The following is a 12,934-nucleotide window of genomic DNA, read 5'->3' as shown; positions in this document are numbered from 1 at the left end:
GATGAGGAAATGGCAGGTGTCAACATCGATGTTTCGCCGGACAGCATCGCCGAGGGGGGCATCCTCAAGCTCACCGCCTCGCCGGTGAACCTGGATCCTTCAGTGAAGCAGCGAGTCTATACATGGGAGGTAGAGGGCGGCGTGGTGGAGCCGCGCTCCAGCGAATCGGGCAGCGCGCAATGGAGCACCGCGGGGCTGCCGGTGAGCACCTACTGGGTGCGGGTCAACCTGCTCGAGCTGAGCCACGACGGAGCGAAGCTGCACGAGCACACCGGCGAGGCGCGGGTATCGGTGACGGCCCGCCTCGTCTCGGTGCAGCCGACGGAGGCAGTGCGGGCCGTGGTGCGGGAGACGCTGGATGCGCTCGGTGGCTCCCCCGGCGGGTCACCCCCGCTGAGCCGCAGCGCCCCTCACCCCGTGGTCCTGCAGCGCACGAGCCACCCGCTCACGCGGGATGAGATCCTCTGGATCGTCCTTCGCCAGAGCACCGAGAGCCTCAGCTTCACGCGCTACGTCGAGTACGTCGATCGCGTCCTGTTCCGCTCGTCCGGCTCGGACGACTACTCCGCTGCCCCCGCCGGGAAGCAGTCTGCCCTGCCCGCGCGTCCCTCGGGCCAGCGCATGCCTTACCCGGGCGTCGATCCGTACCTCGCGCTCAAGACGGCCACCGAGTCGTTCGTGATGGTGAACTGCGAGGCGATCCGCACGTTCGATACGTTCATCGAAGAGGTAAATGTCACGGCCGAGGAGTCTCGCCTCGGGCGCTCGCTGGGGGAGGGATCGAAGGTGCCTCTCCTCACCCACCTCTGGAACCGGTACCGGGTGAGGTTGGCGGGAGATAGCAAGCCGGGGGACGACGTGCTGGTGATACCGTACCTGGCCATCGTTCGTCGCCGGCTGCCCGACGTGCCGCTCTCGCCCGCGCAGGAGCGGATGCTGGACGGGGTGGACGTGGACCGCCACGTGGCCATCGTCCGGGAGAAGCTGACCTATCCATGCTTCCTGGAGCTCATCTGGAGCTACTGGCACGAGGAGGGGATGCTGGTCCAGGCGATGAACCACATCAGCCGGCGCTTTCAGAACATGCGCGGCCGCGCGGGCGCCGACCCGCTGGCCAACATGGAGCTCGATCCGCTCCGCCCCCTCAACAACCTGCTGTGGGGCTACGTGCAGGACGAGCAGCACCGCCTGAGCGTGGCGCGGCGAGCGTACGAGTACGAGCACCAGTACGGATTCTCGCTGCAAGGCAAGGCGGTGGCCGAGGTGCGCGCCATGGACCGGCGCTCGAAGTTCCTCGAGTCGTTCCATAACCTGCTCCATCGCTGCGTCCAGTTCTTCCGGCAGGATGACGACACCACTGTGGTGGCGGACGGCTTCCCGGTGCTCAACGCGGCGAAGGAGACGCATTACCTGCTGGCGCAGGGGGCGCACAACCAGTTCGGGGACATGCCGTCGACAGCGCGGCAGGAGATGCTGATGCAGCAGTGGATGCTCGCGCGGCCGGAGATGCGCGAGTTCCTCGGCGGGCGGGTGATGGTGCCGTACCCCGAGCCGTGGATGGACCGTGTGGACGCCCTGAAGTCGATCTACGGCTGGACGGACGTCAGCGTGGTGCACTTCCACGACCTGGCCGCCTTCGGCGAGCAGATCCTCCTGTCAATCCGGTACGGGAGGTGGAGCGTCGTCAACGAGCCCAGCATGGCCGCCAACTGGGCGCGCTACTGGCGTCCGGAGATCCAGGGCTACATCCACGCGTATCGCGCGGTGACGGGCGTGGACCTGGCGGCGGACGTCACGGATCAGAGTCGGCTCGCGGAGCGCTATCTCGCGCCCTCGGTGCACCTGCTCAACCGGATGGCCGCGCAAACGCGCCGGCAGCAGAAGCGTTCGTAGGCGGCTCGGGAGTTTCACCGGCGGGGCCGACAGCCGATGTCCTTGAAGAGCAGGAGGGACCGCATGGCACGATGGTTCGATTTGAATGAGGAGACGGAGATGGAAGGCGAGCGCGAGAGGAAGGGCGGTGGGTTCCTCGGCCCGTCTGCCTGGCTGAGCGCCGGTGATCGAGGAGGATGGCGCAGCCGCCGGAAGTGGCCGTGGTTCCTTTACAGCCTCCCCCCGGGGGACGCTCCTCCTCCAACCCACGTGCCGCAGGTCGATCCGCCGCCCGAGGAGGACGACGACTTGGAATACATGGTCGGCCGTCCGCGCCCGCCTGCGCGCCCTCCTGCGCGCCCTCGGCGCCCGCCTGCGGGCCCTTGCCAAATCAGCATCGCGACCTGGAACAGTCAGGGAAATCCGCACAACTCGCCTGCGAAGCGTGAGGTCCTCAGGTGGCTCCAGGAGCATTGCCCTGTCATCCTGCTCCAGGAGTGCGGCAGGCTGCAACAAGAGAACCTGCTGCCCGGCCGCCACCTGTACATCTCCCCGCATGCCGGCGCGTTAAACAATCGCTGCATCTCGGCCATCATATCGAATGGACCGTTAACCCGTCGCGGTAGCGGCACCCTGATGAGCTCCAATGGTCGCTCCTACTCCTATGGAGTATTCAGAGACGCGCTCATCGTGGCGACGCTGCACGCCAACGCCAGCGGCGACGCGCCCGTGGATGGGAGGGCGGCGGCCACAGCCATGGCCAGGCTCAGCCGGCGTTTCAACCTGAACTTCGTGCTTGGAGGTGACTTCAATGCCGAGCCGTCTAGACTCGCCGGTCGGACGCGTCACATACGAGTTGGCTCGCGAGGTCGGGGAGCCGACGTCTACGTTGCTTCCTGTGGTTCCGTGACCCACATCGGCAGGAGGGGTAATAGGGAGCTCGACTATTTCATCTACGAGGGGGTCACCTGCAGCAACACAACTCGCTTTCACAGACTCGGTGGCAGCGATCACTATCCGGTCATCACGGTGGTGCGCGAATCAAGGCAGCAGGCTCGGCCGCGGTCGAGGGGCACCGCCCCTGCGGTCCTGCCGCACGGCCCCGTCTAGCCGGAACCTTCGTGTTCCGTGTGGGCCCGAGGGATCCTCACCCTTCGACGCACACGCGCTGGAGCGTGACGGGTCAAGGACAGCCGCGAGAGGCTCTCGTCCGCGTCTTGCGCAGCTGCAGTGCCCGGTCGGTCACGCCCAGGTGCTTGGCGGCACGCTGGAGGTTGCCGTGCTCCTCGAGGGCCAGATGGATCGCCGTCTCCGAGGTGATACGGCTGATCTCACGGAGCCCCACGCCGAGCGAGAGCGCCCGGCGGATCGCCTGGGTGAAGGCCGCGTCCTGCCACGCTGTCGGGGCCACGGCGGGCAGCTCGTCCAGAGGAAGGTCGCCCACCGTGATGGGCCCAGGGCCGACGTGCTGCCTGCAGACCCGGCTCACGAGCTGGCGTAGCTCGCGCACATTGCCGGCGTAGCTCCGCCGGAGGAAGTACTCGCGCACGGGATCGTCCAGCTCTGGCGGAGACGCCTCGGGCAGGAACGTCCGGATCAAGTGGTGCACGAGCGGCAGGATGTCTTCGGGTCGCTCGCGCAGCGGCGGTAGCCGGATGGTCCAGCCGGCGATACGGTGGAAGAAATCGCGCCGGAAACCGCCCCGGTCGACCTCGCCGGCCAGATCGCGGTTCGTGGCGCATACGAGCCGGAAATCGGCGTGGTGCCAGACGTTGGACCCCACGCGCTTGTACGATCGCTCCTGTACCACCCGGAGCAGCTGCGCCTGGAGTCCGAGCGGCAGCTCCCCGACCTCGTCGAGGAACAGCGTACCACCGTCTGCGAGGGCGAAGGCGCCATCGCGCGCCGCCGCCGCTCCGGTGAAGGCGCCCCGCTCGTGTCCGAAGAACTCGCTGCCCGACAGCTCCGGAACCACCGTGGTACAGTCCAGCGTGATCCACTCCCGTTTGTCAGGGCGGCAATCCAGCTCGTGGATGAGCCTCGCGACCTCCTCCTTACCTGTCCCGCTCTCCCCCAGGATGAGCACAGGGGCGCTGGTGAAGGCCGCTACCTCGACGACTTGCCGCAACGCTCGGCGCCACGCCTTGCTGCTCCCCACCAGCCGGCTCTGCACCGGAGGGGAAGAGATGATCCGATCCACTGCCTGCCAGCGCTCGAGACGCGAAGCGATCTGCTCAGCCAGCACCCGGGAGTTGATCCACGCGATCACATCCGACGCTCCCGCCGCCAGCAGGCGCCAGTGCGCATCCCCCTCGAGCGCCGCCCTGGACGCCGCCACTGCCAGCACGCGGGACATGGAGCACGCGGTGAGCTTTCGAAGGGCTTCGAAGGTGTAAGGCTTCAGCTCCTCGAAAAAGAGCAGCCCAGGAGGCAACTCATCCTGAGCGCCTCGATGTACTATGTGCACGCCGGCCTGCATGAGGACGCCCGTGACGTCCTTGCGCGGGGGGCCTATGAATTCGATCCACGCGTCAGGCATGGCCGGCAACACGATCGATCCGATGGTGCGCTCGGTCCAATCGCTCCTCCGAAATCCGCGTCCCCCACCGTCTCGGTCTCTTCCGCGGCGGGCTCGCCTGAGCAGGGCCAGCGGGAGAATGGGAGCGTCCCGCGACGGCGGCCACCGTCGCGGGCCCGATGAGGCGCAGCCGTGTTTTGCCCCCACGCTGAAGTTCGCACAGCACGTTACGGCGGAGAGGTGAAAGCAGGCAACTTTGTCGGCGTGCCCGCTATGCAAGTCGGGCACGTGCGGGTTCCACTGGAGAGCACCTTATGCGCAAGGTGCCGGCCGGGGCGTGCGTGGCGCGCTACTACTGCCCCAACCCGGCAGGGCCGGGCGCCGGTGACGGACTCCGCCCCACCGCTCCCGAGGGTCGCTACCTCGCGGTTCGGCCCGGACGAACTGCCGCCGCTCGATGAGCTGCCGTAATTTTTCAGGTGCATCGACAATGTTATCGGTCCAGGCATGCTCGCCCCTCCGGTGCTATCGGCAGCCCTTTGGGGTGAACGCGACCGGCAGATCGAAGCGGCGCGAGGTCCGGCTCGGACGCCGTGGCCTCCGGACCGCGCTGGATGAGAAAATACTCGCCACACCACCATCATGGGACATGAGGCGGCCGAGCGGGCGAACGGGCAGGCCGCAACAAACTAATTTGAAGGATCGATCCCCGTGACGGCATCAAGAGCACCGAACGGAAGTTCCCACCGCCAGACAGCCGATGTCGGTCGCGTCGCGTCGTTGCTCCTCGTCGCCCTGTTTCCGTAGGGTTTTCTCGGCGCGCCCAGCGCCGCACCCAACGTCGGCCGCACGGCTCAGTCCGGTTTTGTTCGGAGATCCCATTCGACGGAGGTTCATATGAAACTTTACACTATTCTTGCTTCGTCAGTTCTCCTCGCGGCGTGTATGGGAGAGGCGGACCACGGCTCCACCCATCCGACGGACGACAATTCCGCCGCCATCCTCGGAGGCGCTGCCGACAGCGCGCCGCCTTCGGGGGAGCGCCCGCCGACGCGCGAGGAGGCGGAAGCGATCCTCGACCGCGTGGTCGCGCTCTACCAGGACCACGCCGCGGCCGCGAATCCGGCAGGCACCCACAAGATCTCGTGGAGAATCGACTGGGACAGCGATGCGGTCAGCGCCCATGTGCTGCTCAACGCCGGGGAGGACTGGACGATCGATGTGAGCAAGGGATGGCTCACGGTCTCGAGCATGACGCCGGAGGTGTTCGCGCTCACGATGTGCCACGAGATGGGGCACTTCATCGGCGGGTTCCCGTTCAAGAGCAACGGCCGCGGGGACACCACCGGCGCGCTGGGCACGTCGATCTCCGTCGAGCTACAGGCGGACTACTTCGCCACCAAGGATTGTTTGCCGCGGCTGTGGGCGAATGAAACCGAGGCCAACGCCGCGGCGTTCGCCCAGCTCGACCCTTCAGCGCGCGAGCGTTGCACGACGGCATACAGCGACCTGGCGAGCCAAGAGCTCTGCGGCCGGATTCTGCTCGCCAGCCTGCAGACGGGGCGGCTGTACGAGGAGCAGGCCGTGCTGCAGGCTCCCAAGGAGATCGTCTACCCGCAATTCGACACACCGGACACGACCGAGGTCGCGGTGACCAAGGAGGGCCATGGTCCGTCCCAGTGCCGCCTCGACACGCTGGTGGCGGGCGCTGTGTGCAGCGTGAAGTCAACGGGGACCACGATCCCGGGGTTCGTGCCGCCGTACGGCGAGTACAGCGCTGCGAGTGAAGAAGCAGCGCGCCCGTTCGCGTGCCAGACGGGCCCCGGGGCCCGACCGAGGTGCTGGTTCCAGCCGGACACCGTCGTCACCGACTGCTCCGAGCTCGGTGCGTCTACGTGCGTCGTCGAGGACGGGGTCCACGGGGTCCGGTACTGCGAGGCGACGTCCGGTGTGAACTATTACTGGTGCTTCGCGGACGAGGTGTGCAAGACGAGCAGAGACGGCTTCTCGGACTGCTATGCTCCCGACGTCGATCCCGATGCGGGCTCTCTCTGAGCGCGATCGACCGATCTCGGGGCGTCGCGCGCGGCGCCCCCGCTGGCGCGGCAGGCCGCTGTTCTCGTCGCGTTCGACCCATGCGGGGGCGCGCTCGCGACCGAGCGCTCCGTGAACGATCCGGGCCCCCACCTCCTCCCGAGGGCGACGCGGACCGCCGCGGGGAGGGACGCCGCACCGGCGCCGCCACGCCTAGGATTACGTCCGGAGTATGCGAAGATGCCCGCGGCGGCGTCCGATGGCGTCCTGGAACGGCCGCGTTCGAGGAGTGGAACATTGAGGGAGCCCGATGATCTGTCTGGTCTGTCGATGTTCGTGCGCATCGTCGAGGAAGGCTCGCTCAGCGCGGCCGGCCGGGCGCTCGGCCTGCCCAAGGCGACCATCAGCCGCAACCTCGCGCTGCTGGAGAAGCGGCTCGGCGCACCGCTGTTGATCCGCTCCACGCGCGCGCTCAGCCTGACGGACACGGGCAAGCGCCTCTTCGACAGGGTCCGGCCCATCGTTCGCGACGCGCAGCAGGCGACCGCCGAGGTCAAGAGCCACCAGGCGGCTCCCTCCGGGCTGCTGCGCATCACCGCGTCCGTCGCTTATGGCCAGGCGGCGATCGCGCCCCGCCTGCTCTCGTTCATGAGGCGTTATCCGGCGGTTCGCATCCAGCTGCATCTTTCGGATGGGCGCGTCAACCTGGTCAACGACGGCTACGACCTGGCCATTCGCATGGGGGCGATCCAGGACAGCGAGCTGATCAGCCACAAGCTGGCCGACATCACGATGGTCATCGTCGCCGCGCCGAGCTGGCTGGAGCAGCACGACATGCCCCGGACGCCCGCCGACCTCGCCCGGCATACCGCCGTCGTCATGCGGCCCGACATGATCCAGTGGAGGGTCGGCGGGGAGACCGTGCGTGTCCCCTGGCGCATGAGCACCGGCAACATGATGGTCACGCGCGACGCCGCGAGGGCCGGGCTGGGCATCGCGCTCGTACCCGAGTTCCTCGTGCTGCGCGACCTGGAACGAGGCTCGCTGGTACGCCTGCTCCCCGACCTCGAGCTGCCGGCGATTCAAGCGACCGCCCTGTATGCCCGGGCCGTCAGCCAATCGGTGGCGCTGCGCGCCTTGATGGACGACCTCCTGGCCAGCCGACCCATCGAGGTCGATGCCGCGCCGTCGTGAGGTCAGCGCGCGCGCTGCCAGGCGACGATCCGCGTCACCGCCTCGTCGACCTGCTCGACCGGGGCCGCGAAGGACAGCCGGACGTACCGCGCGCCGCCCACGCCGTCGAAGTCCGTGCCCGGCGTGAGCGCCACGCCCGTGTCGGCGAGCAGCCGCTCGCACCACGCGACCGAGTCGTCCGTGCCGACGTCGGCGTACAGGTAGAACGCGCCGTCCGGAGGGGCGACCTTCCAGCCGAGCTCGGGCAGCCGCCGCAGCAGCAGGTCGCGCGCGGCCGCGTAGCCCTCCACCAGCCGGTCCGCCTCGGCGTACGCCTCCGGGGTCAGCGCCGCGAGCGCCGCGTGTTGCGCCAGGGCGGGCGGGCACAGCGCGAGGTTCCCCGCCAGCGCGTCGATCGGCGGGACGAGATCCGGCGGGAGCACGAGCCACCCCAGGCGCCAGCCCGTCATGGCCCAGTACTTCGAGAAGCTCGAGACGACGACGGCGCCCGCGTCGCCGTGGCGCGCCGCCGTCGCCTGGCGCCCGGCCCACGCGCCGTACGTGAGGCCGTGGTAGATCTCGTCGCTCACCAGCCGGACGTCATGCGCCGCGCACCAGCGCGCGATCGCGTCGAGCTCCGCGGCGTCGACCATCGTGCCCGTCGGGTTCGCCGGGCTCGCCAGGACCAGGCCGTCGAGCTTCCCGCCGTCGTGCGCGGCCGTGAGCTGCGCCGTGGTCGGCTGGAAGCGGCTCTCCGGGCCGCACGGCAGCTCGACCACCTCCACCCCGAGGGAGCGGAGGATGTTCCGGTACGCCGGGTAGCCCGGGCGCGCGAGCGCCACGCGGTCGCCCGGCTCGAACGCCGCGAGGAACGCGAGCAGGAACCCGCCCGACGACCCGGTGGTGAGGGCGACGCGCGACGGGTCGAGGTCCACCCCGTACCAGCGGCCGTAGTGCTCCGCGAGCGCGCGGCGCAGCGCCGGGATGCCGAGCGCCTCGGTGTACCCGAGGTCGCCCTGCGCGAGGAGCGCGGCCGCCCGCGCGCGCACGGCGGCGGGCGCCCCTGAGCCCGGCTGGCCCGCGCACAGGCTGATGACCGGCTCGCCCGCCGCGCGCCGCGCGTTGGCGGCGGCGAGCACTTCCATCACCGCGAACGGCGGCACCTGCGAGCGGCGGCTGCTCTTCACCCGGCCCTCCTCCTGCTACGCCGACACGACACGTCCGCTCAGGCGATGAGCGGGGCGATGAGCAGCGACACGACGCCCATCACCTTGATGAGGATCGAGATGCCGGGGCCCGACGTGTCCTTGAAGGGATCGCCGACGGTGTCGCCGACGACGGCGGCCTTGTGGGCGTCGGAGCCCTTCGCGTGGCCGTCGAGGCCGCCCTTCTCGATGTGCTTCTTGGCGTTGTCCCAGGCGCCGCCGCCGTTCGCCATCATCAGCGAGAGCACCGCGCCGACGACGAGCGCGCCGGCCAGCGTGCCCGCGAGCACCTCGGGGCCGGCCACGAAGCCGACGACGACCGGCGCGAGCACCGCGATGGCGCCGGGCGCGATCATCTCGCGGATGGCGGCCGACGTGGCGATGTCGACGATGACCTTCGGCTGCGGGTCGACGCCCGGCTTGCCCTCGAGCAGGCCGGGGATCTCGCGGAACTGACGGCGGATCTCCTCGACGATCGAGCCGGCCGCGCGGCCGACGGCGGTCATCGTGAGCGCGCCGACGAGGCAGGGGAGGAGGGCGCCGAAGAGCAGCCCCATGAGGACCTTCGCGTCCGTCAGGTAGAGCACGAGCTCCGGGAGGCCCTTCGCGCGGCGGACCGCGTCGACCTCCATGTTGAAGGCGGCGAACAGCGCGACGACGGTGAGCACCGCCGAGCCGATCGCGAAGCCCTTGCCGACGGCCGCGGTGGTGTTGCCGACCGCGTCGAGCTCGTCGGTGATGTCGCGGACCTCCTTGCCGAGGCCGGCCATCTCGGAGATGCCGCCGCCGTTGTCGGCGATCGGGCCGTACGCGTCGACGGTCATGACGATCGCGGTGCCCGCGAGCATGCCGACCGCGGCGAGCGCGATGCCGTAGAGGCCGAGGTAATGGTTCGAGATCCACCCCACGGCGCAGAGGGTGAAGAGGGGGACCGCGACGCTCTCGAGGCCGACCGCGATGCCGCGGATGACGTTGGTGCCGGGGCCGGTGACCGAGCTCTGGGCCACCTTGTGGATGGGGCCCATCGACGTGTAGTAGTCGGTCACGAGGCCGACGATGCCGCCGCCCGCCGCGCCGGCCGCGAGGGTGATGACGGCGCCGAAGCTGAAGCCGAGCTCCGGGAGGATGCCGGCCGCCGCGATCACGACCAAAAACGGCGGGACGATGAGCGCGAGGCGCAGCACCCGGGCCGGCGGCAGGTTCTTGAGCGTGCGGGTGATGAAGATGCCGACGACCGAGACCGCGAGGCCGATCGTCGCGAGCAGCAGCGGCAGCGACACGGCCATCGCGCGGAGCGCCTGCTCGCTCGCCGACGGGGCGAGCTGCTGCAGCTTGGCGATCGGCATCGTGAGGCCGAGCGCGATCGCGGCGACGACCGCGGCCACGTAGCTCTCGTAGATGTCGGCGCCCATGCCCGCGATGTCGCCGACGTTGTCGCCGACGTTGTCGGCGATGACGCCCGGGTTGCGGGGGTCGTCCTCGGGGATGTTCGCCTCGACCTTGCCGACGATGTCGGCGCCGACGTCGGCGGCCTTCGTGTAGATGCCGCCGCCGATGCGGGCGAAGAGCGCGATCGAGCTCGCCCCGACGGCGAACGAGTGGACGACCGTCGCGAGGTGCTCGTGGTTGCGGAACAGGGCGTAGATGCCGCCCAGCCCGATGAGGCCGAGCCCCGCGACGCAGAGGCCCATGACGGCGCCGCCGTCGAGCGCGGTGACGAGCGCGGTGGGCTTGCCGTGGGCGCGGGCGGCCTCGGCCGTGCGGACGTTGGCGTACGTCGCGGCCTTCATGCCGAAGAAGCCGGCGATGAGCGACAGGAACGCGCCGGCAGCGAAGGCGCCCGCGGCGAGCAGCCCGAGCGTCGCGGCCAGGAGCGCGAAGACGACGGCGGCGTAGACGGCGAGCACCTTGTACTCGCGCGCGAGGAAGGCCATCGCCCCCTCGCGGACGTAGCGCGCGATGCGCGCCATCGTCTCGTTGCCTTCGGGGGCCTTCTTGACACGCACGTAGAAGGTGCGTGCAACCACGAGCGCCACGGCGCCCGTCAAGATCGACTGGTACGACAATGCATCCACGGGTGATGGTCCTCTCGCTCGCCCCGCCCCCGGCCGGAGCGAGCGCCGGCTCACTCTTCCGTCCATGACGGCGAATCAAGTGAGAAATCGCGGTGCTGCGGTTCTCGCGGCCACCATGGGCGAAAATCGGAGCTGCGTCGGGGGAATGTGGCGTCCGCGGCGTCGGTCGTGCTGGTTCCCGCACCGGCCGACGCTGACCGTGGCATTGGAATATTGCAGTGTTAGAGGACGGCGAGCGCGAGGGAGCGGTGGACCTGGAGACGGGTCTCGAGCTCGCCGCGGCCGATCATGGGCGGGCCGTCGCCAGGAGGTGTCCGCGTTGGCGGACTGGTTCCGAGCGTCATGCGTCTGGCCAGGACGAGAGATTTCAACGCAAAGGCGCAAAGGCGCAAAGGCGCAAACCAGAATTTTCTCTGTGCTTCGAGACTCGGAGTGAAGAGGAGTGAAGGGGCGTCGCGGTGACGGATGCGCGTGGGACACGTCCCGTCCACGAGCGCCTGCCGACATGTGTCAGGTCGTCCCAGGCGACGAGCACGTGGCCGTCGTCGTAGACTCGGGGACGTGCCCAGCTGCTCGCTCCTGGTGATCGATCCCGTCGAACGGCCTCCGAGCTCCGGCGCGCGCTCGCCGGCGCGCGGCGGTGGCGTGGAGCTCGCGTGAGGGACGGGGAGGGCGCGTGAGCCAGGACCCCGAGCTGTTGCGGCGGCTGCTGCGCGCGAAGGACCGGATGGACGCCGCCTCGCACGAGGAGTGGCCCGTCCAGCGGCTGGCGCGCGTGAGCGGCGTCTCCGAGGCCCACTTCGCGCGGTCGTTCAAGGAGGCCTTCGGCGTTCCGCCGCATCGGTACCTGCTCACGCGGCGGATCGAGCGGGCCACGGCGCTGCTCCGCGACACCGACCTGTCCATCACGGAGATCGCGTTCCAGACGGGGTGGAAGAGCCTGGGCACGTTCGGGCGCACCTTCCGCGACGTCACCGGCGAGAGCCCGGGCGCGATCCGGGACCGCGAGCGGGCCGCTCCGTGCGCCCTGGAGAGCGTGCCCGCCTGCTTCCTGCGGGCCGCCCACCGGCCGGACCTCACGATCGCAGTTTCGGAGAAGCGACGGCAGGAGGCGGGTGGTACGAAGGGGTCAGACGAAACGGAGGTTCCATGAGCCAGGGTGTCGAGTTGGTCGGTCTGTACGTTCGAGATCAGGACGAAGCGCTCGAGTTCTACGTCGAGAAGCTCGGATTCCGCGTCCACACCGACGCGCGGGCCGGCGACTACCGCTGGCTCACCGTGCAGCACCCGGACCAGCCGTCCTTCCAGCTCGGCCTGTTCGTGCCGGGGCCGCCGGTGCTCGACGCGGCGACCGCGCAGACGCTGCGCGAGATCGTGGCGAAGGGCGCGATGCCGCCGCTCGTGCTGGTGGTCAAGGACTGCCGCGCCGCGTACGACCGGATGCGCGCCCGCGGGGTGGAGTTCACGCAGGAGCCCGTGGAGCGCTTCGGCACGGTGGACGCCGGCTTCCGGGATCCTTCGGGCAACGGGTGGAAGATGATCGAGGCGCGCCGCTGAGGCAGGCGGGGGCTACGCGCGCAGGTCACTTCCGCAGCAGGTCACTTCCTCAATAGATCTTCGCCGACTCAAAAGGAAGGTCGCGGCTCGTGCCCCGTCCGAACGGCGAGATCCGCGATGAGCGCCGGCTCATCCACCTCGACCCCGGCGAGCAGGACGCGCTCGCCGGACGCGGTCGCGTAGAACTTGTAAATCTGCCCGATCCGCTTCGGGCTCGTCTTCATAGGGAGATCCCATTGAACTGGAACAAATGGATTCGGCAGACCCACCGCTGGCTGTCCATTGCTTTCACGCTGGCCGTCATCGCCAACCTCGTCGCCTCGGCGCGGGGGGAGCCTGCCGTCTGGGTGGGCCTCTTGGCGCTGTTCCCGCTCGTCGTGCTCCTGCTCACCGGCCTGTACTTGTTCGTGCTGCCGTATACCGCCAACCGACGCAGCGAGCGACGCGCCGACTGAGCGGGTGAGCGCGCCGCCTCGAACGCGCGTATAGGTGCCGCGCTC

Annotated in this window: 11 protein-coding genes; 7 read left to right on the top strand and 4 right to left on the bottom strand. The window is 69.4% G+C overall.

Translation table 11 applies throughout. The annotated features are described in order from the left end of the window. The first annotated feature begins 9 nt into the window (after positions 1-9). Together WMF43_RS37325 and WMF43_RS37320 are read left to right on the top strand one after the other, a co-directional pair. A complete protein-coding gene (locus WMF43_RS37325) occupies positions 10-1,893 on the top strand; it encodes a hypothetical protein (RefSeq protein WP_437672190.1) in 1,884 nt (627 codons plus the stop codon). 36 nt (positions 1,894-1,929) lie between these two features. Then, positions 1,930-2,982 (top strand): endonuclease/exonuclease/phosphatase family protein, encoded by a 1,053-nt coding sequence (locus tag WMF43_RS37320; RefSeq protein ID WP_437672188.1) that lies wholly within the window; start codon positions 1,930-1,932, stop codon positions 2,980-2,982. A gap of 73 nt (positions 2,983-3,055) precedes the next feature. Here the strand turns inward: WMF43_RS37320 and WMF43_RS37315 are convergent, their stop codons facing one another. After that, entirely contained in the window at positions 3,056-4,423 is a 1,368-nt protein-coding gene (locus tag WMF43_RS37315) for a sigma 54-interacting transcriptional regulator (protein ID WP_437672186.1), read from the bottom strand. Positions 4,424-5,287: 864 nt separating this feature from the next. On the opposite strand from WMF43_RS37315, the gene WMF43_RS37310 reads away from it, so the two are divergent. Together WMF43_RS37310 and WMF43_RS37305 are read left to right on the top strand one after the other, a co-directional pair. Further along, positions 5,288-6,445 (top strand): hypothetical protein, encoded by a 1,158-nt coding sequence (locus tag WMF43_RS37310; protein WP_437672185.1) that lies wholly within the window; start codon positions 5,288-5,290, stop codon positions 6,443-6,445. Positions 6,446-6,721: 276 nt separating this feature from the next. Next, a complete protein-coding gene (locus tag WMF43_RS37305; RefSeq protein ID WP_437672183.1) occupies positions 6,722-7,618 on the top strand; it encodes a LysR family transcriptional regulator in 897 nt (298 codons plus the stop codon). 2 nt (positions 7,619-7,620) lie between these two features. Here the strand turns inward: WMF43_RS37305 and WMF43_RS37300 are convergent, their stop codons facing one another. Next, the gene (locus WMF43_RS37300) at positions 7,621-8,784 is read right to left on the bottom strand and encodes a pyridoxal phosphate-dependent aminotransferase (RefSeq protein ID WP_437672181.1); all 1,164 of its coding nucleotides are present in this window, start codon (positions 8,782-8,784) and stop codon (positions 7,621-7,623) included. Positions 8,785-8,822: 38 nt separating this feature from the next. Continuing rightward, on the bottom strand, positions 8,823-10,877 hold the full coding sequence (locus WMF43_RS37295) for a sodium-translocating pyrophosphatase (RefSeq protein ID WP_437672179.1): 2,055 nt from the start codon (positions 10,875-10,877) through the stop codon (positions 8,823-8,825). A 727-nt stretch (positions 10,878-11,604) separates the two neighbouring features. On the opposite strand from WMF43_RS37295, the gene WMF43_RS37290 reads away from it, so the two are divergent. Both WMF43_RS37290 and WMF43_RS37285 read left to right on the top strand, forming a co-directional pair. After that, on the top strand, positions 11,605-12,030 hold the full coding sequence (locus tag WMF43_RS37290) for a helix-turn-helix transcriptional regulator (protein ID WP_437684167.1): 426 nt from the start codon (positions 11,605-11,607) through the stop codon (positions 12,028-12,030). After that, positions 12,027-12,434, top strand: coding sequence for a VOC family protein (locus tag WMF43_RS37285; RefSeq protein WP_437672177.1), 408 nt, complete (start codon positions 12,027-12,029; stop codon positions 12,432-12,434). Before WMF43_RS37290 ends, WMF43_RS37285 begins: the two co-directional genes overlap by 4 nt. A 68-nt stretch (positions 12,435-12,502) precedes the next feature. On the opposite strand, the gene WMF43_RS37280 is transcribed toward WMF43_RS37285, so the two are convergent. Beyond that, the gene (locus tag WMF43_RS37280) at positions 12,503-12,658 is read right to left on the bottom strand and encodes a hypothetical protein (RefSeq protein WP_437672175.1); all 156 of its coding nucleotides are present in this window, start codon (positions 12,656-12,658) and stop codon (positions 12,503-12,505) included. A 12-nt stretch (positions 12,659-12,670) separates the two neighbouring features. Between WMF43_RS37280 and WMF43_RS37275 the strand changes: the two genes are divergently transcribed. Next, complete coding sequence (locus tag WMF43_RS37275) at positions 12,671-12,889, top strand: hypothetical protein (RefSeq protein WP_437672173.1); 219 nt, start codon at positions 12,671-12,673, stop codon at positions 12,887-12,889. The last annotated feature ends 45 nt before the right edge of the window (positions 12,890-12,934 follow it).

It is taken from the genome of Sorangium sp. So ce131, from assembly GCF_051519095.1.
Taxonomy (GTDB): Bacteria; Myxococcota_A; Polyangia; order Polyangiales; family Polyangiaceae; genus Sorangium.
Note: the sequence above shows the minus strand (reverse complement) of the source record. Positions and strands in the feature narration are given on the sequence as shown.

Bases quoted from the DNA above. Each gene is read 5' to 3' on its own strand.
- WMF43_RS37325 (WP_437672190.1), top strand. From the start codon at position 10: ATGGCAGGTGTCAACATCGATGTTTCGCCGGACAGCATCGCCGAGGGG.
- WMF43_RS37320 (WP_437672188.1), top strand. From the start codon at position 1,930: ATGTCCTTGAAGAGCAGGAGGGACCGCATGGCACGATGGTTCGATTTG.
- WMF43_RS37310 (WP_437672185.1), top strand. From the start codon at position 5,288: ATGAAACTTTACACTATTCTTGCTTCGTCAGTTCTCCTCGCGGCGTGT.
- WMF43_RS37290 (WP_437684167.1), top strand. From the start codon at position 11,605: ATGGACGCCGCCTCGCACGAGGAGTGGCCCGTCCAGCGGCTGGCGCGC.
- WMF43_RS37285 (WP_437672177.1), top strand. From the start codon at position 12,027: ATGAGCCAGGGTGTCGAGTTGGTCGGTCTGTACGTTCGAGATCAGGAC.
- WMF43_RS37280 (WP_437672175.1), bottom strand. From the start codon at position 12,658: ATGAAGACGAGCCCGAAGCGGATCGGGCAGATTTACAAGTTCTACGCG.